Below are 21,753 nucleotides of genomic sequence, written 5' to 3'. Positions count from 1 at the left end.
CTTAAGCCGCCACCGCTTACACCGCGCAAAAAAGACGGTGCGTCACCCGCGGTTCATCCGACACCTGCGTAAAACCAGCGCGATGATAGAACCCACTGGCAGCGTCCGGCGCATGGGTATTAAGAAAATCAAACCAGATGCTGGCATCGGCCGTCACCACGGTTAACAGCTGTTTGCCAATGCCCAGCCCGCGACATTTTTCGCTGACGTAAAGATGGCGGATGCGTCCGGCGCGCGGCTGCTGGCTGAACGGATCGCGGTTTAACCCGCACACGCCGACCAGCTTGCCGCCAAGAAACGCCCCGAGCAGCTTTTCCCCCGGCGCGTTAAAGCGGTTCTCACCCCGCAGCCAGTTCTCTTCCAGCCTGCGCAGCATGTTGAAATTCAACGCGATACTTTCTGCCTTCAGGGCGATATAGCCGGGTTCATCCGGCGTAACAGGCTCAATTAACAGACGCGACATAGCATTCCCTCGTTATTAAAGAGGGGCGGTTGCCCGCCCCTCTCAGGTGCGACTTGAACCTGAATTACCGAACGTATTTCAGGACAGCATCAAGCAGTTGCAGTACAGCAACAATGAGTTTGAGGATAAGTACAACCATATCCACGACGCCCATACGCGTCTCCTTTTGGTTAAAAGGAGCACGATGCTGGCGTACCTTTCCGCCGCCTGTGGCCAGCACCTGGATTGACGTAACACAGTGTGCTCACTTCGGGGGTTAAGGCACTGACGGCACCACCCGTTTCAGCCAGGACTTCGTTGCGCCGGTAGAACTGCGGCCCCCTCGCTCACTGCGAACACCCTCAGTATAGATAAATGCTGTATGCATGAACAGTATTTTATGGACAAAATCGTGAAGGCGATCCATACTCAAAAACGTCAAAATCCGTGCCTGAATTGCGCGTTCGTCTGCGATCGCGTATACTTTTTGCGTTGACGTAACACAGTGTGTTCTGCGGTCACCAGCCGCAAAACCCTGAAAAAAAACCTCGCTTAGGCGGGGTTTTTTGTTTTCTGGGCGGCATTCAGATTTAAAGGTTTCGCGGCAGTGCCGTTATGCTGCAGTCGCTTAATTGGGACAGACTTTCGGCTTCTCCATTTGCACGCGTTCCCTGATGGGGTAATCCGGGCTGCTGTAGCGGGCGCAGCTGGTGGTGACTTTCACCTGATCGCAAGGCAGAAAATGCACGGTAATACCGCAGGTTTTCTGGCCGGTGTAGTCGGGCAGGGGAACAACTAGTGAGTGTTGTTTATTCATGGCCTTTATTATTTTTCGCCATTCGCGGCGTTTTTCAGCGTAAGCCTGCCAAGCCTTATAGCGTTCATCCCTGTTCATTCCGGTTGTATCTGGTTCCTCAGGCTCAGGAATTTCCGGCACATCGCTGGCAAAGGCGACGCCGGTTTCCCAGTCGACCTGCACGGTCATCCCGGGCTGCCACGGGCCCTTCACGCCAAAGCAGCAGCCCCCGCCGCCGCCGGAATAAGGGTTAATAATATCGAGGCCGGACTGGCCGTTAACGCTGAAGCGGTTGATGGCCCAGCTGGTGTGGTTGATGGCTTCGATGGTGCCGCCTCCGCCGGGCGGTGCGGGCTCCGTTTTAGCGGGCTTATCGCACCCGGTCAGCACCAGAATGGCTGCCAGAAGGATGATCGAGTTCATTGAGGGCATACTTTCGGCTTCTCCATTTGCACGCGTTCTTTGATTGGGTAATCCGGGCTGCCGTAGCGGGCGCAGCTGGTGGTGACCTTTACCTGGTCACAGGGCAGGAAATGCACGGTGATACCGCAGGTTTTCTGGCCGGTGTAGTCGGGCAGAGGCACCGTCTGGGTGTGTTTTTTGCTGTAGGCTTTAATCTTTTCATACCACTCGTGATATTTATCTGAGTATATCTGCGCTAATTCATCTGCCTCTTTCTCACTAACTCCGCTCAGATCAGGCCTTTCAGGCTCAGGAATTTCCGGCACATCACTGGCAAAGGCAACGCCGGTTTCCCAGTCGACCTGCACGGTCATCCCGGGCTGCCATGGGCCCTTCACGCCAAAGCAGCAGCCTCCGCCGCCGCCGGAATAAGGATTAATAATATCGAGGCCGGACTGGCCGTTAACGCTGAAGCGGTTGATGGCCCAGCTGGTGTGGTTGATGGCTTCGATGGTGCCGCCCCCGCCGGGCGGTACGGGCTCGGTTTTAGCGGGCTTGTCGCATCCGCTAAGAAGCGCAAGCGCGGTGATTAACGCAATGTGATGTAGTTTCACCTGTTTTCCCTAACGCAAATTACCCCGTTGATGAGAACAAAGAATAACCACTACCTGCGCGAGGTTAAATGATTTCCGCACATTTTCAGATTTTCTTAACACATTGATAAGTGATTAATCTTACTGGTTGAATTGTTTTTAACCCTGCAATGAAACACGGTCTGGAAGCCAACAAACAAAACGTGATCCCAGACGCATTTTTGTCCAGATGAAAATTTTTCCATTGTCATGCCGAAAAACCTGTGGTTGTATAAATTCCATCAATGATTCCAGAAACAGGTTCCTAATGACTCCATCTCTGTTCACCTCGACCCTACTAAAAACTGCGCAACCAGCCGCAGTGGTCGTCGTGCGTGTGGTGGTGGTCGTCGGCAGTGCGCCGTAGGGACTGGATCAACACACGAATCCAAAACCCCGCCGGCGCAAACCGGGCGGGGTTTTTAGTTTAGAACCCTCCCCGGAAAGTCGGCCCAGAAGAAAAGGACTGGAGCATGGCAAGTTCGGGCACAACATCCACCAGAACGCGTTTTACCGGCGCGCAGTTAATCGTGCATTTACTGGAACGACAGGGCATTACCACCGTGGCGGGTATTCCGGGCGGAACGGTGCTGCCGCTGTACGATGCGTTAAGCCAGAGCACGAAAATCCGCCACGTGCTGGCGCGCCACGAGCAGGGTGCGGGCTTTATCGCGCAGGGCATGGCGCGCACCCAGGGCAAACCGGCGGTGTGTATGGCCTGCAGCGGTCCGGGCGCGACCAACCTGGTGACCGCCATCGCCGACGCGCGTCTGGACTCCATTCCGCTGGTCTGCATTACCGGGCAGGTGCCTTCTTCGATGATCGGCACCGACGCGTTCCAGGAAGTGGACACCTACGGCATCTCTATCCCCATCACCAAGCATAACTACCTGGTTCGCGACATCGCCGAGCTTCCGCAGGTTATCAGCGATGCGTTCCGCATTGCCCAGTCCGGCCGTCCCGGCCCGGTGTGGATAGACATTCCTAAGGATGTTCAGACCGCAGAGATCGAAATCGACGTGCTGCCGGAGCCGGGCGAACGCGCCCCTGCGCCGGAATTCAGCGCCGAGAGCGTGCGGGACGCGGCGGCGATGATTAACGCCGCCAAACGTCCGGTGTTCTATCTGGGCGGCGGGGCGATCAACGCCGCTGAGGAAGCGCGTCAGTTCGCCGAAAAAGCGAATCTGCCGACCACCATGACCCTGATGGCGCTCGGCATGCTGCCAAAAGCGCACCCGCTCTCTCTCGGCATGCTGGGGATGCACGGCGCGCGCAGCACCAACTTCATCCTGCAGGAGGCGGATTTACTGATCGTGATGGGCGCGCGTTTTGATGACCGGGCGATTGGCAAAACCGAGCAGTTCTGCCCGAATGCGAAAATCATTCACGTGGATATCGACCGCGCCGAGCTGGGCAAAATCAAGCAGCCGCACGTGGCGATTCAGGGCGACGTGGCCGAGGTGCTGGCGCAGCTGATCCCGCAAACGGACGCCAACCCGCGTCAGGAATGGCGCCAGCTGGTAGCTGATTTGCAAAACGAGTTCCCGAGCGCCATCCCAGCCGAGGGCGATCCGCTGAGCCACTACGGGCTGATCAACGCCGTGGCCGCCTGCGTGGACGACAGCGCGATTATCACTACCGACGTGGGCCAGCACCAGATGTGGACCGCGCAGGCGTATCCGCTGAACCGTCCGCGCCAGTGGCTGACCTCCGGCGGCCTCGGCACGATGGGCTTTGGCCTGCCCGCGGCGGTTGGCGCCGCGCTGGCGAACCCGGATCGCAAAGTTATCTGCTTCTCCGGCGACGGCAGCCTGATGATGAACATTCAGGAAATGGCGACCGCCGCCGAAAACCAGTTAGACGTGAAAATCATTCTGATGAACAACGAGGCGCTGGGGCTGGTGCACCAGCAGCAGAGCCTGTTCTACAAGCAGGGCGTCTTTGCCGCAACCTATCCGGGAATGATTAACTTTATGCAGATCGCCGCCGGCTTTGGCCTGCATACCTGCGATCTGAACGCCGAAGAAGACGCGCAGGCGGCGCTGCAGGCGGCGATTTCTCGCCCCGGTCCGGCGCTGATCCACGTGCGTATCGACCCTGAACAAAAAGTGTATCCGATGGTGCCGCCGGGCGCGGCCAATACTGATATGGTGGGGGAATAAGCCATGCAGAAACAATGTGATAACGTCATTCTGGAACTCACCGTCCGCAACCATCCTGGCGTCATGACCCACGTCTGCGGGCTGTTTGCCCGCCGCGCGTTTAACGTAGAGGGCATTCTCTGCCTGCCGATTCAGGGCAGCGAGCACAGCCGCATCTGGCTGCTGGTCAACGACGACCAGCGTCTGGAGCAGATGATGGCGCAAATCGACAAGCTGGAAGACGTCACCAAAGTGGTGCGTAACCAGTCCGATCCCACCATGTTTAATAAAATTGCGGTGTTCTTCGAGTAAAATCGCTCATTGCTTGAACGCCCGCGCGCTTATCGTTAAGGTAAGCGCGTTTTTTTTATCCGCCCGCCAGGAACGCGCCATGACCACCATCGCCCTTATTGATGACCACCTTATCGTCCGCTCCGGATTTGCCCAGCTTCTGAACCTTGAGCCGGATTTTCAGGTCGTGGCGGAGTTCGGTTCCGGCCGCGAGGCGCTGGCGGGTCTGCCCGGTCGCGGCGTGCAGGTCTGTATCTGCGATATTTCGATGCCCGATCTTTCCGGGCTGGAGCTGCTGAACCAGCTGCCGAAAGGGATGGCGACCATCATGCTTTCCGTTCACGACAGCCCGGCGCTGGTGGAGCAGGCGTTGAACGCGGGCGCGCGCGGGTTTCTCTCCAAGCGCTGTAGCCCGGACGAGCTGATCGCCGCCGTGCGCACCGTCTCGACCGGCGGCTGCTATTTAACGCCGGATATCGCCATCAAGCTGGCGGCGGGCCGCCAGGACCCGCTCACCAGGCGCGAGCGGCAGGTGGCGGAAAAGCTCGCGCAGGGCATGGCGGTGAAGGAGATTGCCGCCGAGCTGGGCCTGTCGCCGAAAACCGTACACGTCCACCGCGCCAACCTGATGGAAAAGCTCGGCGTCAGCAACGACGTGGAGCTGGCGCGCCGCATGTTTGACGGCTGGCAATGAGCGCCGTCTTTTCGCGGCTGATCGCCGTGGTTGCCAGCTTTTTTATCTTTTCCGCCGCGTGGTTTTGCCTGTGGAGCATCAGCCTGCACCTGGTGGAGCGCCCGGAGCTGGCGGTGCTGCTGTTCCCCTTCGGCCTGCGTCTTGGGCTGATGTTGCAATGTCCGCGCAGCTACTGGCCGGTGCTGCTGGGGGCGGAATGGCTGATGCTGGTCTGGCTGGCACAGGAAGTTGCGCTCGCGCATCTGGCCTTATTGATGACCGGAAGCGTGCTGACGCTGATTCCCGTTGCGCTGATCTCCCGCTATCGTCACCAGCGGGACTGGCGCACGCTGCTGCGCCAGGGGGCGGCGCTGATTGCCGCCGCGCTGCTGCAGTCCCTGCCGTGGGTGGGCGAAAAGGAGATGCTGAACGCGCTGCTCCTCACGCTTACGGGCGGCCTGACGCTCGCGCCGACCTGCCTCGTCATCTGGCACTACCTCACCAGCACCGTCTGGCAGCCGCTCGGGCCCGCGCTGGTTTCGCAGCCGGTGAACTGGCGCGCGCGGCACCTGATCTGGTATCTGCTGCTGTTTGTGGTGAGCCTGTGGCTGCAGCTTGGCCTGCCCGCCGAGCTTTCCCGCTTTACCCCGTTTTGCCTGGCGCTGCCGATCATCGCCCTGGCCTGGCACTACGGCTGGCAGGGCGCGCTGATCGCCACCCTGATGAACGCCATCGCGCTGATCGCCAGCCAGACCTGGCACGATCACCCCGTTGATTTGCTGCTCTCGCTGCTGGCCCAGAGCCTGACCGGGCTGCTGCTGGGGGCGGGCATTCAGCGGCTGCGCGAGCTGAACCAGTCCCTGCAAACCGAGCTGGCGCGCAACCGACGTCTGGCGGAGCGCCTGCTGGAGACCGAAGAGAGCGTGCGCCAGGAGGTCGCCCGCGAGCTGCACGATGATATCGGCCAGACCATCACCGCCATTCGCACCCAGGCGGGCATCGTTCAGCGCCTGGCGGCGGAGAACCCGGGCGTGAAGCAGGGCGGGGCGCATATCGAGCAGCTTTCGCTTGGCGTCTACGACTCGGTGCGCCGCCTGCTCGGCAGGCTGCGCCCGCGCCAGCTGGACGATCTGTCGCTTGAGCAGGCGGTCCGTTCCCTGATGCGCGAGATGGAGCTGGAAGGCCGCGGCATCGTCAGCCATCTCGACTGGGGTATTGATGAACGGACGCTGAGCGAAGGCCAGCGCGTTACGCTGTTCCGCGTGTGCCAGGAAGGGCTGAACAATATCGTGAAGCACGCCAGCGCCAGCGCGGTCACGATCCAGGGCTGGCAGCAGGACGAACGCCTGATGCTGGTGATTGAGGACGACGGCTGCGGCCTGCCGCCGGGCTCGGGCCAGCAGGGGTTTGGCCTGGCGGGGATGCGCGAGCGCGTGAAGGCGCTGGGCGGCACGCTAAGCATCTCCTGCACCCACGGGACGCGCGTCAGCGTCAGCTTACCGCTACGGAGCCACCATGTTTAACACGCCTGCCAACGCCGCGCCGCTGGGCGATAAAGCGGAAATCGACGCTCGCTACCGCTACTGGCGACGCCACATCCTGATGACTATCTGGCTCGGCTACGCGCTGTTCTACTTCACGCGCAAAAGCTTCAACGCCGCCGCGCCGGAGATCCTCGCCAGCGGCGTGATGATGCGCACCGATATCGGCCTGCTGGCCACGCTGTTTTACATCACCTACGGCCTGTCGAAGTTCTTCTCCGGCATCGTCAGCGACCGCTCCAACGCCCGCTATTTTATGGGCTTCGGGCTGATCGCGACCGGCGTGGTGAATATCCTGTTTGGCTTCTCGACCTCGCTTTGGGCCTTCGCGCTGCTGTGGGCGCTGAACGCCTTTTTCCAGGGCTGGGGCGCGCCGGTGTGCGCCCGCCTGCTCACCGCCTGGTATTCGCGCAACGAGCGCGGCGGCTGGTGGGCGATCTGGAACACCGCGCACAACGTGGGCGGGGCGCTGATCCCGATGGTGGTCGGCGCGGCGGCGCTGCACTACGGCTGGCGCGCGGGGATGATGATTGCGGGCGGCCTGGCGATCCTTGCCGGGCTGTTTATCTGCTGGCGGCTGCGCGATAAGCCGCAAACCGTGGGCCTGCCCGCGGTGGGGGACTGGCGGCACGACGAGATGGAGATCGCCCAGCAGCAGGAGGGCGCGGGGCTGACGCGCAAAGAAATTCTCACCAAATACGTGCTGCTGAACCCCTATATCTGGCTTCTGTCGCTGTGCTACGTGCTGGTGTACGTGGTGCGCGCGGCGATCAACGACTGGGGCAACCTGTATATGTCCGAGACGCTCGGCGTCGATCTGGTGACCGCCAACTCGGCGGTGACGATGTTCGAACTCGGTGGATTTATCGGCGCGCTGGTGGCGGGCTGGGGCTCGGACAAGCTGTTTAACGGCAACCGCGGGCCGATGAACCTGATTTTCGCCGCCGGGATTTTGCTCTCCGTCGGCTCGCTGTGGCTGATGCCGTTCGCCAGCTACGTGATGCAGGCGGCGTGCTTTTTCACCACCGGGTTCTTCGTCTTTGGCCCGCAGATGCTGATCGGCATGGCGGCGGCAGAGTGCTCGCACAAGGAGGCGGCGGGCGCGGCGACGGGCTTCGTCGGGCTGTTTGCCTACCTAGGCGCGTCGCTCTCCGGCTGGCCGCTGGCGCGGGTGATCGACATCTGGCACTGGAGCGGCTTTTTCGCGGTGATCGCCATCGCGGCGGGCATCTCCGCCCTGCTGCTGCTGCCGTTCCTGCACGCCCAGGCGCCGCGCGAGGCCCGCGAAGCGTGATGTGCCTCACCTTTTCGTCCCGAAGGGCGCAAAACTAGGAAATTTTCCCGGTTTTACCTGGACGCTGTCTCAGGCGTCGCGCCGGGCTGATTTTTACAATGCCTGCCATTCGCAGGTATAAAAATCAGCTCAGGAGCAAACCATGCTGGCCTTCCTCAACCAGGTGCGCAAGCCGACCCTGGATCTGCCGCTCGACGTGCGGCGCAAGATGTGGTTCAAACCGTTCATGCAGTCCTATCTGGTGGTCTTCATCGGCTACCTGACCATGTACCTGATCCGCAAGAACTTTAACATCGCTCAGAACGACATGATCTCGACCTACGGCCTGAGCATGACGCAGCTGGGGATGATCGGCCTGGGCTTCTCCATCACCTACGGCGTAGGTAAAACGCTGGTGTCCTATTACGCGGACGGCAAAAACACCAAGCAGTTCCTGCCGTTTATGCTGATCCTCTCCGCCATCTGCATGCTCGGCTTCAGCGCCAGCATGGGTTCCGGCTCCGTCAGCCTGTTCCTGATGATCGCTTTCTACGCCCTGAGCGGCTTCTTCCAGAGCACCGGCGGGTCGTGCAGCTACTCGACCATCACCAAATGGACCCCGCGCCGCAAGCGCGGGTCATATCTCGGCCTGTGGAACATCTCGCATAACCTCGGCGGCGCGGGCGCGGCGGGCGTGGCGCTGTTCGGTGCGAACTACCTGTTCGACGGTCACGTGATCGGCATGTTCATCTTCCCGTCGATTATCGCGCTGATCGTTGGCTTTATCGGCCTGCGCTTCGGCAGCGACTCTCCGGAATCCTACGGCCTCGGCAAAGCCGAAGAGCTGTTCGGCGAGGAGATCAGCGAAGAGGACAAAGAGACCGAAGAAAACGAGATGACCAAATGGCAGATCTTCGTGGAGTACGTGCTGAAGAACAAAGTGATCTGGCTGCTGTGCTTCTCGAACATCTTCCTGTACGTGGTGCGTATCGGCATTGACCAGTGGTCCACCGTGTACGCCTTCCAGGAGCTGAAGCTCTCTAAAGAGGTGGCGATTCAGGGCTTTACGCTGTTTGAAGTGGGCGCGCTGGTCGGCACGCTGCTGTGGGGCTGGCTCTCGGACCTCGCCAACGGCCGTCGCGCGCTGGTGGCCTGCGTTGCGCTGGCGCTGATTATCGCCACCCTCGGCGTGTATCAGCATGCGAGCAACCAGTACGTGTACCTGGCGTCGCTGTTCGCGCTCGGCTTCCTGGTGTTTGGCCCGCAGCTGCTGATCGGCGTGGCCGCCGTTGGCTTCGTGCCGAAAAAAGCGATCGGCGCGGCTGACGGTATTAAGGGCACCTTCGCCTACCTGATTGGCGACAGCTTCGCCAAGCTGGGCCTGGGGATGATCGCCGACGGCACGCCCATCTTCGGCCTCACCGGCTGGGCGGGCACCTTCGCCGCGCTGGACGCCGCCGCCATCGGCTGTATCGTCCTGATGGCGATGGTTGCGGTGCTGGAAGAACGCAAAATTCGCCGTGAAAATCGCGCGCAGAAATTGAAAGCAGCCTGAGTGTGCAGGTGACTTTTTGCCCGGCGTGATGGCCGGGCTTTTTTTTACAGCCCACCTTTACCCCGCTTTACAGACCCGCTCCCCTGCATGCTCTACAGTTTATTTTTGCCGCCGCGCTGCGCGGCATTTGACCGTTTTGTTATGGAGAGCTTGCATGTTAACCCGACGATTATCCTGCCTTGCGCTGCTGATGGCGCTGGCGTCTCCCGCGATGGCGGCGGATGCCCCCACCTACGGTGAAAAGCTGGAAGGTTTTGACTACGGCTGGCCGGTTAAACACTTTACCTTTACCTCGCAAAACCAGTCTCTGGACATGGCCTATCTCGACGTGAAGCCGGAAAAAGCCAACGGCCGCACCGTGGTGCTGATGCACGGTAAAAACTTCTGTGCCGGTACCTGGGACGGCACCATTCGCGCGCTGACGGCGAGCGGGTACCGGGTGATCGCCCCGGACCAGATCGGCTTCTGCAAATCCACCAAGCCCGAGCGGTATCAGTACACCTTCCAGCAGCTGGCCGATAATACCCATGCGCTGCTCACATCCCTGGGCGTAGAACGCGTGACGGCGATCGGGCACTCCACCGGCGGCATGCTGGCGACGCGCTACGCGCTGATGTGGCCGCAGCAGGTGGAGCAACTGGTGATGGTCAACCCGATTGGCCTGGAGGACTGGAAGGCACGCGGGGTGCCGCATATTACCGTCGACCAGTGGTATCAGCGTGAGCTGAAAACCAGCGCGGACGGCATTCGGCAGTATGAGAAAAACACCTACTATGCCGGAGAGTGGAAGCCGGAGTACGAGCGTTGGGTCACCATGCTCGCCGGGCTGAACAACGGCCCGGGCAAAGCGCGCGTGGCGTGGAACTCGGCGCTGCTCTACGACATGATTTATACCCAGCCGGTTGTCTACGAGTTTAGCGAGCTGAAGATGCCGGTATTATTGATGATCGGCACGAAGGACAACACCGCCATCGGCAAAGATCTCGCCCCGCCGGAGGTGCGTAAAACGCTCGGCAACTACGCGGTGCTGGGGAAGGAGGCGGCAAAACGCATTCCGCACGCCACGCTGGTCGAGTTTAACGATATGGGCCACGCGCCGCAGATGCAGGATCCGGTGCGCTTCCACGAGGCGCTGCTGAAAGGGCTGAAGCGTAGCGATCCGCTTTCAGAATGATTTTCCACCTCTTTTCACTGCACTAATAGCGTTTTGCCAGCTGTCGAGGCCATGAGTTTCCCGCTATGATAAGCGGCTAGTCTAAGGAGAACGCATGGTCTGGATAATGCTGGCAACGCTTGCCGTGGTGTTTGTGGTTGGGTTTCGCGTCCTGACCTCGGATTCCCGCCGCGCCATCAAACGCTTAAGCGAACGGCTGGGGATCACCCCGATGCCGGTCGAGTCGATGATCGATCAGTTTGGTAAGTCGTCCGGCAATGAGTTTATCCGCTACCTTGAGCGCCCGGACGAGGCGCATCTGCAAAACGCCGCTCAGGTGCTGCTCATCTGGCAGGTTTGCATCGTTGACGGCAGCGAAGAGAATCTGCACACCTGGCACCGCATGCTGCGTAAAGCCCGCCTTGCCGCGCCGATTACCGATGCGCAAATCCGCCTCGCGCTCGGCTTTATGCGCGAAATAGAGCCAGACCCGCAGGAGCTTAACGCCTTCCAGCTGCGCTATAACCAGCTTTTTTTGCCGGAAGAGGGCGTGTTTTACCTGCACTAATAGAGTGTCATCGGGCTGGATGTGGCTCGTAACGCAAGTGCGTAACCGTTCTCCCTCACCCCAGCCCTCTCCCTCAAGGAAAGGGGAGTGTTCTGCGCAAGGCGGTACTCTGTGGGAATACCTCTCTCCGTGAGAGAGGGCACGACACTAAAAACTGCAAAAGTTGTCTAAACGTTAAATACGTCACACTTTTGATGATAAACTGCGCGACTTTTCCGCACGTTTATATCTTCAGGTGACGCCATGACAGAACACATTCAAACCGCTCCCCCTATTAAAGAGGTCTCGCGCCCTAACTGGTCGGCGGTTTTCTCCGTGGCGTTCTGCGTCGCCTGCCTGATTACCGTGGAGTTTCTGCCGGTGAGCCTGCTGACGCCGATGGCGCAGGATCTGGGCATTTCTGAAGGCGTGGCGGGGCAGTCCGTTACCGTGACCGCCTTTGTGGCGATGTTCGCCAGCCTGTTTATCACCCAGGTCATTGGTGCGATCGACCGCCGCAAAGTGGTGATTCTGTTCAGCGTGCTGCTGACCGCCTCCTGCCTGCTGGTCTCCTTTGCTAACAGCTTTACCCTGCTTCTGCTCGGGCGCGCCTGTCTGGGCCTGGGGCTCGGTGGCTTCTGGGCGATGTCCGCCTCGCTGACCATGCGCCTGGTGCCCGCGCGTACGGTGCCGAAAGCGCTCTCCGTCATCTTTGGCGCGGTGTCGATCGCGCTGGTGATTGCCGCGCCGCTGGGCAGCTTCCTCGGGGGGATTATCGGCTGGCGCAACGTGTTTAACGCGGCGGCGGTGATGGGCCTGCTCTGCATTATCTGGGTGTGGAAGGCGCTGCCGTCCCTGCCGGGCGAAGCGGCGCATCACAAGCAGAACATGTTCAGCCTGCTCAAGCGCCCTGGCGTATTGGCGGGGATGACCGCCATCTTCCTGGCGTTCGCCGGGCAGTTTGCCTTCTTTACCTACATCCGCCCGGTCTTTATGACCATGGCGGGCTTTGACGTTGACGGCCTGACGCTGGTGCTGCTGAGCTTCGGTATCGCCAGCTTTATCGGCACCTCGCTGTCGTCCCAGTTCCTGAAACGCTCCCTGAAGGTGGCGCTGGCGGGCGCGCCGCTGGTGCTGGCAGCCAGCGCGGCGGTGCTGGTGCTGTGGGGAAGCGACAAGTGGGTCGCGTCTGCCGTTGCAATCGTCTGGGGATTTGCCTTTGCGCTGGTGCCGGTGGGCTGGTCAACGTGGATCACCCGCTCGCTGGCCGATCAGGCGGAAAAAGCCGGGTCGATTCAGGTGGCGGTTATCCAGCTGGCAAATACCTGCGGCGCGGCGGTGGGCGGCGTTGCACTGGACCATTTGGGGCTGACGTCGCCGCTGGTGATTTCCGGCACGCTGATGCTGCTGACCGCGCTGCTGGTGCTGGGAAAGGTGAAGGCGAAATAGTAAATTTACCCCCCTCACCCCGGCCCTCTCCCCATAGGGGAGAGGGTGAAAAGACCGCTCCGAGCTGTCCCCTCTCCCCTATGGGGAGAGGGTTAGGGTGAGGGGTGATTAGGCTATGCCGATGCCTTCACCCGCCTTCTTGAATCCATCGAAATCAACACCACCGACGACACGATAAGCAGCGTGCCCAGCCAGTCCGGCAGGGTGAACGCCACGCCCAGCAGGATCACCGACAGCAGCGCGCTGCTCAGCGGCTCGGCGCAGCTCAGAATGCTCGCCTTCGGTCCGCCGATCATCTGCGCCCCTTTCAGGTACAGGCTGAACGTCAGCGCCGTACCGATCACCACCAGGTAGAAAAATGCCAGCAGCAGGCTACCGTCGAATGCAAACGCGGTGCCGCGCCCTGCGTAGAACGGCGTCAGCACCAATCCCGCAATCAGCATGCTCCAGCCGACGATCGGCAGCGTGCCGTAGCGGGCGATCAGCGTTGACGGATAAGTGGTATAGAACGCCGCAGCAAACGCCGAGGCGATACCGAAGAACAGCGCGGCAGGCGAGATGGAGAGCGAGGTCGGATCGCCGTGCGTCACCAGCAGGAAGGTGCCGATAAGCGAGGTCACGATCGCTGCCAGCACAAATGCGCCGGGGCGCGTTTTTCGCGCCAGCGCGAACCACGCCACGATGATCGTGGGCGACAGGAACTGCAGCACGGTGGCGGTGGCAGCGTTGGATTTTTCAATCGTCAGCAGGAAGGTAAGCTGCACGGTGAGCGCGCCGACCAGCGAGAAAAACAGCAGGCTAATAGCGTCCTTGCGATTTTTGATGACCGAGAAAATTTTGTCGCCGTGGACGAAGGAGAGCGTCAGCAGGATCACGCCGGTAAACAGCAGGCGAATCATGGTCAGGTAGGGCGAAGAAATGTGGCTTTTCTCCATGATGTACTGCGCGCAAACTCCTGAACTTCCCCATAAAACGGCGGCGATCAGGACGTTAAGCATTCCTTTACGTGTCGAACCCATGTTCTCCCCTGCGATGTTGATTTTTTTCCAGCATAACACGGGAGCGTGCGCCGCGGCCCACCGGAAACTGGGGTAGGCGGCGAAATCGGGCTATGCGATAGTGAAACGCACAAACGACAAGGAGAACCCTATGTACCTGAATATTACCGATAACGTCACTCCGCAGGAGAAAGACGAACTGCTAACCGGGCTGCGCGCCTACAACGCGCAATTTTTGGATCTGGCAAATTTTAGCGGCGACGTGGGCGTTTACGTGCGGGACGAACAGGGGAAGATGCTCGGCGGGTTAATCGGCGTGCGCAAAGGCGACTGGCTAAACATCGATTTTCTCTGGGTCAGCGAAAGCGTGCGCGGCACGGGCGTGGGCAGCCGGATAATCAACGCCGCAGAAGAGGAAGCCAGGCGTAAAGGATGCAGGCACGCGCTGGTGGATACCGTGAGCTTTCAGGCGCGCCCGTTCTATGAAAAGCAGGGCTATCGGCTGCAGATGTCGCTACAGGACTATCCGTATCGGGGGATGCAGCGGCATTATCTGACGAAGGCGCTGTAAGGCATATAACCTATCCTTCTTATTGATTCCTTTTCGATTTTTAGCGCGCCGCCTCGTTGTGGATATAGTCATTGAAACATCTTTCAAAAGGACACCTCAGTGAAACGTCAATTCAGCGCATTACTTCTCGCTGGCCTGCTGCTGGCAGGCTGCGATCGGGGCGATAAAGACGCCAAACACATTAAGGTCGGCGTGATTAACGGCGCGGAGCAGGAGGTGGCGGAAGTCGCGAAAAAGGTGGCGCAAGAGAAGTATGGCCTGGACGTGGAGCTGGTGGGCTTTAGCGGCTCGCTGCTGCCGAACGACGCTACCAACAGCGGCGAGCTGGATGCCAACGTCTTCCAGCACCGTCCCTTCCTGACGGAGGACAACAAGGCGCACGGCTATAAGCTGGTCGCGGTGGGCAATACGTTTGTCTTCCCGATGGCAGGCTATTCCCGCAAGGTGAAATCGGTCTCTGACCTGAAGGACGGCGCAACCGTCGCCATTCCAAACGATCCAACTAACCTTGGCCGCGCGCTGCTGCTGCTGCAAAAAGAGAAGCTGATTACCCTCAAGCCGGACGTGGGGCTGCTGCCGACCGCGCTGGATATCACCGCCAACCCTAAAAACCTGAAGATTATGGAGCTGGAAGGCGCGCAGCTGCCGCGCGTGCTGGACGACCCGAAGGTCGACGTGGCGATCATCAGCACCACCTATCTTCAGCAAACCGGGCTGTCGCCGGTGCACGATAGCGTGTTTATCGAAGACAAAAACTCGCCCTACGTGAACATTATCGTCACCCGTGAAGACAACAAAGATGCCGAAAACGTGAAGGAATTTATTCAGTCCTATCAGTCGCCTGAAGTGGCGAAAGCGGCGGAAACTCTTTTCAACGGCGGCGCGGTGCCGGGCTGGTAGGCCGCTAGCCCAGCCGCGCCATGCGCGTCTCGCCCTCGTCCATCGACAGCTGGTAGAGCGAAAACGAGCGGTGCTTTTCAATTAAGTTCGCCAGCTCCGGCGAGTGGCTGGTGAGCCAGATCTGCGTGTAGCGGCTGGCCTCGGCGATCAGGCTTGCCAGCGCGGGCAGCATCTGCGGATGCAGGCTGTTTTCGGGTTCGTTGAGCGCGATAAAAGCGGGCGGACGCGGGCTGAGCAGCGCTACCGCCAGGCACAAAAAGCGCAGCGTACCGTCCGAAAACTCTGCCGGTTCCAGCGGGCGGCCCAGGCCCTCGCGCTGCATCATCATCCGAAAGCGCCCGCCCGAATTGTCGCTGTAAAACACGCAGCCGGGGAAGGCCTGGTCGAGGATGCGCATCAGCAGCATCTCGTCGCCGATCTCAACGATGGTTTGAAATGCCGCCGCCAGGTTTGCGCCGTCGCTTGTCAGCACGGGGGAGCGGAAGCCCACCTGCGGCGCGCGGATGGCGGAACCCGACGACACGGAGAATTCATGGTAAAAACGCCAGTTGCGCAGGGATTCGCGCATTTGCGAGACTTCCGGGTAGAGATGCGGCTCGCCGAGCTGTCCGAACACCGATTCGTTCTCATACAGCGTGCCGCTGTGCGTTACTTTCTCATGGTGGATGTTATTGAGAAATACGGTCTGGTTTTTGCGCTGCATCAGGCGCGCAGAGGGACGGCGGTGCTGGTCGCTGAGCCAGATGCTCTCCTCTTTAATCACCGGATCGAGCTGAAACTGCGAGGGGTAAGGCAGCCTTTCAACAAACCCAACCTGCAGTTCGTATTCGTACGTTTCCGTCTCCACCGCCAGGTTCACGCGCCGCAGCTGGTCGGTTCGCGTTTTGCCCGCCCAGAAGACCTTTAAAATCCCGCCATCGTTCGCCAGCGCCTGCGAAAACTGCCCCTGCGCCGCGCTGTGCATCAGGTATATCGCCTTGTAAATATTGGATTTACCCGTGCCGTTCGGCCCGAAGACGATATTCAGCTGCTCCAGATCCAAAGACATCCGGCGAATGGAGCGATAATTTTCAATGTGCAGCGTTTTGATCATCTGGCAGGCCTAATGCGCAGTAAAAGACCTGTATATAATGCCAGTATTTTTGGGCGAAATGCAAAAAAAAGACGACAGTGAGGCGTCGTCTAAACACGGGGTACTGCATTCGACCTCTTTTGATTAAGGGCCTTCGATTTTACGGCTCAGGTTACGGCCAGACGGAGTCCCAGATCATTGGGATAGGGATCGAAGTAGTTTTGCGTCAGCAGATAACGGTCCGGGTATTCCGCCAGATAGTGCTTCAGCAGCGTGAGCGGCGCGAGAATCGGCAGTAGCCCGTCGCGGTAGTGCAGGATCACGTCGCGCAGCTCGCCGCGCTGGCGGCTGTTCAGGCGCGGGCGGAAATAGCCCTGAATATGCATCAGCACGTTGGTGTGGTTTTTCCGCGAGGCCGGTTTTTTCAGGATTGTCATCAGCTTTTCGCGATAGGCGACGAAGAAGGCGTCCAGATCTTCCCACTCGTGCAGCGAGGCCACGAACGGGCCGATCTCGCGATAGCCTGCCTGGTGGTGTGCCAGCAGCTGGAGCTTGTAGCGGCTGTGAAAATCCAGCAGCTTGCGGCGCGTCAGGCCGCTGGCGCGCAGGGTATTTAGCTCATGCAGGGCAAACACGCGCTCAATAAAGTTTTCGCGCAGCACCGGGTCGTGCAGGCGGCCATCCTCCTCGACGGGCAGCCACGGCCTGGATTTAAGAAGGGCAGCGGTGAACAGGCCGACGCCCTCCTTGCGGCCCCGGTTGCCGTTTTCGTCGTACAGGCGCACGCGCTCCATCCCGCAGCTTGGCGATTTCGCGCAGACGATAAACCCGGCAAGATCGCCCATTTTCGGCAGATAATCGGCGGCGAAATCCGCCATTTTCTGCGTAACGTCCTCGTGCGGCGGCTTGCTGAAGCGCATCTGCGTGTCGCCGTCGGTCATCATAACCAGGCGCAGGGCCGGGCGCGGCGTCGGCAGGCCAATTGCCATTTCCGGGCAGACGGGCCTGAAATTCACCCACTGGGCCAGCTCATCCATGACAAAGCCCATGCGTTTATGCCCGCCGTCGAATCGTACGGCGGAGCCGGTCAAACATCCGCTAATACCCAGCACAGGTTTGGTTGTCATGATGTGTACCTCCCGTTTCTCTCCTTTAAAACTTACACAATATGACTATTTTGTCCAAGTATTAGCGGTGGTATTTTTATTTGTTTAAGGATATCAGCGGGTTTAGCTGCCCTTATAGGTTGAGTAACCGTACTGGCTCAGCAGCAGCGGGATGTGCAGCTTTTCATTCGTGGCGGTAACGGTGAACAGCACCGGCACTTCCGGGAAGAAGGAGTCCTGCTTCTGGGCCTTGAAGTATTCGCTGGTTTTGAACGTCACCTTGTACACGCCCGGCTGCATATCCTGATTCTCCGGGTAAAGAGACTTGATGCGGCCGTCGCGATCGGTTTTGCCGCTGGCAACCTGGGTCCATTTATCCTGCTGCTGTTTTTCCAGCATCACGGTCACGTCCTGGCCTGGAAGGCCGGTTTGCTGGTTGAGAACGTGCACGCTCAGGGTGCCGACAGGAGCGCTAAAGGCGGCAGGGGCGAAGGCCATCGCGGCCAGGAGCAGCAGGGGGGACGTCTTTTTCATCGTGTTTTCCTTTTTGGCGTTAAGTCACAGGAAAACGTTAGCACTCGCGTCGCGATAAAAACTTCAATTTTTCGTGATAACTCGCGACGGCGTAAGGCTTTAGAGAATAATTACGTCAATGGAGATAAAGGCCTGCCATTGCTCGAGCTGCTTTTTGCGCGCGGCGTTGAGCTTGCCGCTGGTGACCAGCAGCCAGTTGCGATCGGGAAAAATTTCCGGCGCCAGCGCGGCGGGAGGGATTGGCAGTACGTCGATGCGGTGTCCCTGACCGGTTCGCGTCAGGGCTTCGAGCCAGACTTCACACGGATCGCTCAGGTGCCAGCCGCACAGGAGAAGGTTATCGCCCGGCGCTTTTTTGTCACCCTCAAGGCAAAACGAGGTGTAGGCGATGATGATGCCGTCGAGGATTTCGCGCAGGGTCATCACGGCGGGCACGTTGGCCGACACCTGGCCGCGCAGCGGGCGCAGCACGTGGGCGACCAGCTCCGGCCTTGGGTATTCGCGGCCTGCGTCGTAAATCATCTGGCGCAGGGCGTCGATTTTTCCCGCCTTGAGGCGGTCGAGCATGGTTTCCTGTAGCGTCTGCCAGTTGTTGGTGCGCCGCGGCTCCGGGCGTTCCAGGAGGGATTTGACCTGGCCGATGGGGACGCCTTTTTTAACCCAGTCGAGGATTTTCAGCGCCTGCTGCACATCGTTCTCACTGTAGAGACGGTGGCCGCCGTCCGTGCGCTGGGGCTTGAGCAGGCCGTAGCGACGCTGCCAGGCGCGGAGCGTGGTGGCGGTGATGCCGCTGAGTCTTGCAAATTCGCCGATGGAGTAAGCCATGTCTGCGCCCGTGAGGAGGAATAATCTCAATATACTACGAATTATCGCAGCCTGAATGAAGCATCTGCCGGGTGCACTACACTAAAAAACCAAACGACAGTGAAAGGAGCTCTCATGAAACTATGGCCTGTTGTGACCGGCGTCGCTATTGCGCTGACGCTGGTTGCCTGTAAATCGCCTACGCCGCCGAAAGGCGTGCAGCCTATCACCGGCTTTGATGCCAGCCGCTATCTCGGCAAATGGTATGAAGTCGCCCGTCTGGAAAACCGCTTCGAGCGCGGGCTGGAGAAGGTTACCGCCACCTACGGCGAGCGCAGCGACGGGGGCATTAGCGTGCTTAACCGCGGCTACGATCCGAAGAAAAATAAGTGGAGCGAGAGCGAGGGGAAAGCCTACTTTACCGGCGAGCCAACGACCGCCGCGCTGAAGGTATCATTCTTCGGGCCGTTCTACGGCGGCTATAACGTGATCAGGCTGGACGACAAATACCAGTACGCGCTGGTGAGCGGCCCGAACCGCGACTACCTGTGGATCTTGTCGCGCACGCCAACCATTCCGGACGCGGTGAAGCAGGACTACCTGAACACCGCGCGCGGGCTGGGCTTCCGCGTCGATCAGCTGGTGTGGGTGAAGCAGTAGCGCGCTAGCTGCACATGTCGCTAAACGGTCCGCGCGGGCAGGGACGCAGGATGACGTGGACCTTATCCTCCTTCAGCGTATACATGCCGCCGAAGAACGGATCGACGATTAGCCAGCCCGGCACGCCCAGGAAGATGACGTTCCCCAGCGTGTACCAGCGGCTAAAGCGGTACGCCAGCGGCATGCTGGCGGAGTAGTAGCCCGGCTGCCTGAGCGTGAGCGAATACTCGCGTTTGCCGAAATAGCTGCCGTCGGATTTCTTCAGCGTGACGGTTTGCGGCGTGACGCCGGTGGCGGTGATGGCGCCGGTGCGGTCGATAACCGCAAACGGGACGTTGTCCGGCGTGCTGCTGATGGTGACGGTTTCTTCATTGCTGCCGACGATAGCGGCGCAGCCGGTCAGCATCCATGCGGTTAACAGCAGTAGGGTGAGTTTTTTCATCGGGGCGCTCCGTGTCGTTAACGATCAAGAGCGACACGGAGGGGGGAAAAGTTAAGTGCGAGGCTGCGGAGAAGTGGTTGATTTATCGCGGCGAGCCGAAGATGATCCCCGTATGAAAATTGAAACCGCAGTGCCTGAACAGTTTGAACGTCTCGTCGCGATTTGGGAATCCGCCGTTCGCGCGACTCACCATTTCCTGCAGGAAAGCGATATTGCGGCGCTGCGCCCGCTGCTGCTCAACGCCTATTTGCCCAACCTCAGGGTTGTAATCGCCCGCGATGGGGCGGGAAACATTCACGGCTTTTTAGGCGTGGATGAAAACCGGATTGAAATGCTGTTTGTTGATGACGCCAGCCGGGGAAAAGGCGTGGGGAAACTCCTGCTGAACTATGCGATTAATCAGTGCGGCGCGAACGAGGTGGACGTCAACGAGCAAAACCCGCAGGGCGTCGCGTTTTATCGCCATATGGGGTTTGTGCAGGTTGGGCGCTCCGAGCTGGACGGGCAGGGGAATGCGTTTCCGCTGTTGCATATGAAGCTGCGGGATTAGCGCTTAGCCTGCCTATCCCATTTTACTAAGCCGATGATATCTTTCTCACCTTCGGCTTCTTTCAGCAGGCGCTGTTTTTTTTCAAACTCAATGTATTCTGAGCATGCCTTTTCATCAGCCGCTTTCTTGCTGATTTTACCAGCCCCTTCTAAAACGTCCCGGTCGTTAAATTGCAGGAATTGATCGAGCTTGGTTTGCCAGTCTCGTAAAAATACCTGCTTGCGGCGTTTGGCCTGATCTTCGGCAAAATCTAACCACATAGTAACGACGCGATTAAGCTCGCTCACCTCATCCTGAGACAGATAATTTTTTGCTGTGGTGACATCGCTTTTGCGGACGTCTTCACCTTTATAGCTCGTCAGCCCCATATGCGGTTGGCTGGCATCCGCGCGCTGGTGAATCAACTCGGCAGCGGTGTAGCCCGTGCAGGCAAAATGGAGTTTATTCTGGATGGTCTGGAAGAATTGCGTGGTTTCTTTGAGCGATGGCTGATAGTCGGCGGCGAGTGCAAAAATCTCCCTCACGCGGAGATAGACCCGGCGTTCGCTGGCCCTTATATCGCGAATGCGTTCCAGCATTTCATCAAAATAGTCGGGAACGGCGGAAGATCCGACAGGCGGATTTTTCAGGCGTTCGTCGTCCATAACGAAGCCTTTAACCAGGTATTCCTGAAGCGTTTGGGTAGCCCACTGGCGGAACTGGACGCCGCGAGGCGAGCGGACACGGTAGCCGACGGCAAGTATTGCTTCAAGATTGTAGTGCTCGATCTCTCTGGAAACCTGACGTTTTCCTTCCTGACGAACTATCCGGAATTTCCGGATAGTTGAGTGTTGATCGATTTCGCCATCGGAAATTATATTCATAAGATGCTCGTTAATGGTGCGAACATCTTTACCGTACAGTTCGGCCATTGCTGCTTGAGATAACCAGAGGGTGTCTGATTCGAAGCGACATTCGACACGTACTCTTCCGTCACCGCTGGCAAACATAATAAATTCCCCTGCCGGAGATTGGATTACGCCTTTATCTGCCATGTCGCCTCCACATCCTCTGCGTTTAACGTTTTAAGCGCGTAGTATGCCAGAAACAACCGCTATGCCAGGTAGTTTGTATTTGATTTTGCGAGGCGCTTTCCAGGATGCTGAGTTTGGATCGCTGTAAGCGCGTCCTCTATCTCAATGAGTTTGGTTTTCGTCCATTTGTAATCGTCCTGCAATCCCC

Annotated in this window: 25 protein-coding genes; 14 read left to right on the top strand and 11 right to left on the bottom strand. The window is 59.1% G+C overall.

The genetic code is table 11. The features are described from left to right. Positions 1 to 16: 16 nt before the first annotated feature. The 4 genes from V1599_RS02410 to V1599_RS02395 form a co-directional block, all read right to left on the bottom strand. Positions 17 to 463 carry a GNAT family N-acetyltransferase gene (locus V1599_RS02410; RefSeq protein WP_395300967.1) on the bottom strand — a complete coding sequence of 149 codons (447 nt, stop codon included), beginning with the start codon at positions 461 to 463 and terminating at the stop codon, positions 17 to 19. 64 nt (positions 464 to 527) lie between these two features. Continuing rightward, positions 528 to 617, bottom strand: a complete 90-nt coding sequence (gene tisB / locus V1599_RS02405) for a type I toxin-antitoxin system toxin TisB (RefSeq protein ID WP_112012353.1) — start codon at positions 615 to 617, stop codon at positions 528 to 530. Positions 618 to 1,070: 453 nt separating this feature from the next. Next, positions 1,071 to 1,670, bottom strand: a complete 600-nt coding sequence (locus V1599_RS02400) for a DUF3304 domain-containing protein (protein ID WP_395300966.1) — start codon at positions 1,668 to 1,670, stop codon at positions 1,071 to 1,073. Next, positions 1,658 to 2,254, bottom strand: coding sequence for a DUF3304 domain-containing protein (locus V1599_RS02395; RefSeq protein ID WP_112012349.1), 597 nt, complete (start codon positions 2,252 to 2,254; stop codon positions 1,658 to 1,660). Before V1599_RS02395 ends, V1599_RS02400 begins: the two co-directional genes overlap by 13 nt. A gap of 286 nt (positions 2,255 to 2,540) precedes the next feature. Here V1599_RS02395 and ivbL point away from each other — a divergent pair, with 286 nt between their 5' ends. The 10 genes from ivbL to nepI all read left to right on the top strand — a co-directional run bounded on the left by ivbL (position 2,541) and on the right by nepI (position 12,895). Next, on the top strand, positions 2,541 to 2,639 hold the full coding sequence (gene ivbL, locus V1599_RS02390; RefSeq protein WP_112012348.1) for an ilvB operon leader peptide IvbL: 99 nt from the start codon (positions 2,541 to 2,543) through the stop codon (positions 2,637 to 2,639). Between the two features lie 106 nt (positions 2,640 to 2,745). Continuing rightward, complete coding sequence (ilvB, locus tag V1599_RS02385; RefSeq protein WP_395300965.1) at positions 2,746 to 4,434, top strand: acetolactate synthase large subunit; 1,689 nt, start codon at positions 2,746 to 2,748, stop codon at positions 4,432 to 4,434. 3 nt (positions 4,435 to 4,437) lie between these two features. Further along, positions 4,438 to 4,725, top strand: coding sequence for an acetolactate synthase small subunit (gene ilvN, locus V1599_RS02380; protein WP_112012346.1), 288 nt, complete (start codon positions 4,438 to 4,440; stop codon positions 4,723 to 4,725). Between the two features lie 79 nt (positions 4,726 to 4,804). Next, a complete protein-coding gene (gene uhpA / locus V1599_RS02375; RefSeq protein ID WP_297115235.1) occupies positions 4,805 to 5,398 on the top strand; it encodes a transcriptional regulator UhpA in 594 nt (197 codons plus the stop codon). After that, entirely contained in the window at positions 5,395 to 6,900 is a 1,506-nt protein-coding gene (gene uhpB / locus V1599_RS02370; RefSeq protein WP_395300964.1) for a signal transduction histidine-protein kinase/phosphatase UhpB, read from the top strand. Before uhpA ends, uhpB begins: the two co-directional genes overlap by 4 nt. Further along, positions 6,893 to 8,212, top strand: coding sequence for an MFS transporter (locus V1599_RS02365; RefSeq protein ID WP_112012343.1), 1,320 nt, complete (start codon positions 6,893 to 6,895; stop codon positions 8,210 to 8,212). The genes uhpB and V1599_RS02365 overlap by 8 nt, the downstream gene beginning before the upstream one ends. A gap of 142 nt (positions 8,213 to 8,354) precedes the next feature. After that, complete coding sequence (uhpT, locus tag V1599_RS02360) at positions 8,355 to 9,746, top strand: hexose-6-phosphate:phosphate antiporter (protein ID WP_112012342.1); 1,392 nt, start codon at positions 8,355 to 8,357, stop codon at positions 9,744 to 9,746. A 154-nt stretch (positions 9,747 to 9,900) separates the two neighbouring features. Continuing rightward, on the top strand, positions 9,901 to 10,920 hold the full coding sequence (locus tag V1599_RS02355; protein WP_112012341.1) for an alpha/beta fold hydrolase: 1,020 nt from the start codon (positions 9,901 to 9,903) through the stop codon (positions 10,918 to 10,920). Between the two features lie 94 nt (positions 10,921 to 11,014). Then, positions 11,015 to 11,467 (top strand): DUF1198 domain-containing protein, encoded by a 453-nt coding sequence (locus V1599_RS02350; RefSeq protein ID WP_089598308.1) that lies wholly within the window; start codon positions 11,015 to 11,017, stop codon positions 11,465 to 11,467. 243 nt (positions 11,468 to 11,710) lie between these two features. Continuing rightward, positions 11,711 to 12,895, top strand: a complete 1,185-nt coding sequence (gene nepI / locus V1599_RS02345; protein WP_395300963.1) for a purine ribonucleoside efflux pump NepI — start codon at positions 11,711 to 11,713, stop codon at positions 12,893 to 12,895. 113 nt (positions 12,896 to 13,008) lie between these two features. Here nepI and V1599_RS02340 read toward each other — a convergent pair whose 3' ends face one another. Further along, positions 13,009 to 13,914, bottom strand: coding sequence for an EamA family transporter (locus tag V1599_RS02340; RefSeq protein ID WP_112012338.1), 906 nt, complete (start codon positions 13,912 to 13,914; stop codon positions 13,009 to 13,011). Positions 13,915 to 14,044: 130 nt separating this feature from the next. On the opposite strand from V1599_RS02340, the gene V1599_RS02335 reads away from it, so the two are divergent. Further along, the gene (locus V1599_RS02335) at positions 14,045 to 14,464 is read left to right on the top strand and encodes a GNAT family N-acetyltransferase (RefSeq protein ID WP_395300962.1); all 420 of its coding nucleotides are present in this window, start codon (positions 14,045 to 14,047) and stop codon (positions 14,462 to 14,464) included. 99 nt (positions 14,465 to 14,563) lie between these two features. Next, positions 14,564 to 15,364 (top strand): lipoprotein NlpA, encoded by an 801-nt coding sequence (gene nlpA, locus V1599_RS02330; RefSeq protein WP_395300961.1) that lies wholly within the window; start codon positions 14,564 to 14,566, stop codon positions 15,362 to 15,364. 4 nt (positions 15,365 to 15,368) lie between these two features. Here the strand turns inward: nlpA and V1599_RS02325 are convergent, their stop codons facing one another. The 4 genes from V1599_RS02325 to V1599_RS02310 form a co-directional block, all read right to left on the bottom strand. Continuing rightward, positions 15,369 to 16,457 (bottom strand): AAA family ATPase, encoded by a 1,089-nt coding sequence (locus tag V1599_RS02325; RefSeq protein ID WP_395300960.1) that lies wholly within the window; start codon positions 16,455 to 16,457, stop codon positions 15,369 to 15,371. Between the two features lie 146 nt (positions 16,458 to 16,603). Beyond that, a complete protein-coding gene (locus V1599_RS02320; RefSeq protein WP_112012334.1) occupies positions 16,604 to 17,563 on the bottom strand; it encodes a DUF523 and DUF1722 domain-containing protein in 960 nt (319 codons plus the stop codon). 102 nt (positions 17,564 to 17,665) lie between these two features. After that, on the bottom strand, positions 17,666 to 18,076 hold the full coding sequence (uraH, locus tag V1599_RS02315; RefSeq protein WP_112012333.1) for a hydroxyisourate hydrolase: 411 nt from the start codon (positions 18,074 to 18,076) through the stop codon (positions 17,666 to 17,668). Between the two features lie 99 nt (positions 18,077 to 18,175). Further along, positions 18,176 to 18,901, bottom strand: coding sequence for a MerR family transcriptional regulator (locus V1599_RS02310; protein ID WP_112012332.1), 726 nt, complete (start codon positions 18,899 to 18,901; stop codon positions 18,176 to 18,178). Positions 18,902 to 19,015: 114 nt separating this feature from the next. On the opposite strand from V1599_RS02310, the gene V1599_RS02305 reads away from it, so the two are divergent. Continuing rightward, positions 19,016 to 19,540: a lipocalin family protein gene (locus tag V1599_RS02305; protein ID WP_112012331.1), complete on the top strand. Its 525-nt coding sequence runs from the start codon at positions 19,016 to 19,018 to the stop codon at positions 19,538 to 19,540. 4 nt (positions 19,541 to 19,544) lie between these two features. Here the strand turns inward: V1599_RS02305 and V1599_RS02300 are convergent, their stop codons facing one another. Further along, the gene (locus tag V1599_RS02300; RefSeq protein WP_112012330.1) at positions 19,545 to 19,982 is read right to left on the bottom strand and encodes a hypothetical protein; all 438 of its coding nucleotides are present in this window, start codon (positions 19,980 to 19,982) and stop codon (positions 19,545 to 19,547) included. Positions 19,983 to 20,094: 112 nt separating this feature from the next. Here V1599_RS02300 and V1599_RS02295 point away from each other — a divergent pair, with 112 nt between their 5' ends. Beyond that, a complete protein-coding gene (locus V1599_RS02295; RefSeq protein WP_112012329.1) occupies positions 20,095 to 20,532 on the top strand; it encodes a GNAT family N-acetyltransferase in 438 nt (145 codons plus the stop codon). Here the strand turns inward: V1599_RS02295 and V1599_RS02290 are convergent. Beyond that, the gene (locus tag V1599_RS02290; protein ID WP_395300959.1) at positions 20,529 to 21,566 is read right to left on the bottom strand and encodes a virulence RhuM family protein; all 1,038 of its coding nucleotides are present in this window, start codon (positions 21,564 to 21,566) and stop codon (positions 20,529 to 20,531) included. The two genes, V1599_RS02295 and V1599_RS02290, sit on opposite strands and share 4 nt — an antisense overlap. Positions 21,567 to 21,753 lie beyond the last annotated feature (187 nt).

The organism is Enterobacter sp. ECC-175 (assembly GCF_043968675.1).
GTDB lineage: Bacteria > Pseudomonadota > Gammaproteobacteria > Enterobacterales > Enterobacteriaceae > Enterobacter.
Note: the sequence above shows the minus strand (reverse complement) of the source record. Positions and strands in the feature narration are given on the sequence as shown.

Bases quoted from the DNA above. Each gene is read 5' to 3' on its own strand.
- uraH (WP_112012333.1), bottom strand. From the start codon at position 18,076: ATGAAAAAGACGTCCCCCCTGCTGCTCCTGGCCGCGATGGCCTTCGCC.
- V1599_RS02355 (WP_112012341.1), top strand. From the start codon at position 9,901: ATGTTAACCCGACGATTATCCTGCCTTGCGCTGCTGATGGCGCTGGCG.
- V1599_RS02335 (WP_395300962.1), top strand. From the start codon at position 14,045: ATGTACCTGAATATTACCGATAACGTCACTCCGCAGGAGAAAGACGAA.
- tisB (WP_112012353.1), bottom strand. From the start codon at position 617: ATGGGCGTCGTGGATATGGTTGTACTTATCCTCAAACTCATTGTTGCT.
- nepI (WP_395300963.1), top strand. From the start codon at position 11,711: ATGACAGAACACATTCAAACCGCTCCCCCTATTAAAGAGGTCTCGCGC.
- V1599_RS02410 (WP_395300967.1), bottom strand. From the start codon at position 463: ATGTCGCGTCTGTTAATTGAGCCTGTTACGCCGGATGAACCCGGCTAT.
- uhpB (WP_395300964.1), top strand. From the start codon at position 5,395: ATGAGCGCCGTCTTTTCGCGGCTGATCGCCGTGGTTGCCAGCTTTTTT.
- V1599_RS02400 (WP_395300966.1), bottom strand. From the start codon at position 1,670: ATGCCCTCAATGAACTCGATCATCCTTCTGGCAGCCATTCTGGTGCTG.
- V1599_RS02295 (WP_112012329.1), top strand. From the start codon at position 20,095: ATGAAAATTGAAACCGCAGTGCCTGAACAGTTTGAACGTCTCGTCGCG.
- V1599_RS02325 (WP_395300960.1), bottom strand. From the start codon at position 16,457: ATGATCAAAACGCTGCACATTGAAAATTATCGCTCCATTCGCCGGATG.
- V1599_RS02340 (WP_112012338.1), bottom strand. From the start codon at position 13,914: ATGGGTTCGACACGTAAAGGAATGCTTAACGTCCTGATCGCCGCCGTT.
- ilvN (WP_112012346.1), top strand. From the start codon at position 4,438: ATGCAGAAACAATGTGATAACGTCATTCTGGAACTCACCGTCCGCAAC.
- V1599_RS02310 (WP_112012332.1), bottom strand. From the start codon at position 18,901: ATGGCTTACTCCATCGGCGAATTTGCAAGACTCAGCGGCATCACCGCC.
- V1599_RS02290 (WP_395300959.1), bottom strand. From the start codon at position 21,566: ATGGCAGATAAAGGCGTAATCCAATCTCCGGCAGGGGAATTTATTATG.
- uhpT (WP_112012342.1), top strand. From the start codon at position 8,355: ATGCTGGCCTTCCTCAACCAGGTGCGCAAGCCGACCCTGGATCTGCCG.
- uhpA (WP_297115235.1), top strand. From the start codon at position 4,805: ATGACCACCATCGCCCTTATTGATGACCACCTTATCGTCCGCTCCGGA.
- V1599_RS02350 (WP_089598308.1), top strand. From the start codon at position 11,015: ATGGTCTGGATAATGCTGGCAACGCTTGCCGTGGTGTTTGTGGTTGGG.
- ivbL (WP_112012348.1), top strand. From the start codon at position 2,541: ATGACTCCATCTCTGTTCACCTCGACCCTACTAAAAACTGCGCAACCA.
- V1599_RS02305 (WP_112012331.1), top strand. From the start codon at position 19,016: ATGAAACTATGGCCTGTTGTGACCGGCGTCGCTATTGCGCTGACGCTG.
- ilvB (WP_395300965.1), top strand. From the start codon at position 2,746: ATGGCAAGTTCGGGCACAACATCCACCAGAACGCGTTTTACCGGCGCG.
- V1599_RS02300 (WP_112012330.1), bottom strand. From the start codon at position 19,982: ATGAAAAAACTCACCCTACTGCTGTTAACCGCATGGATGCTGACCGGC.
- V1599_RS02320 (WP_112012334.1), bottom strand. From the start codon at position 17,563: ATGACAACCAAACCTGTGCTGGGTATTAGCGGATGTTTGACCGGCTCC.
- V1599_RS02365 (WP_112012343.1), top strand. From the start codon at position 6,893: ATGTTTAACACGCCTGCCAACGCCGCGCCGCTGGGCGATAAAGCGGAA.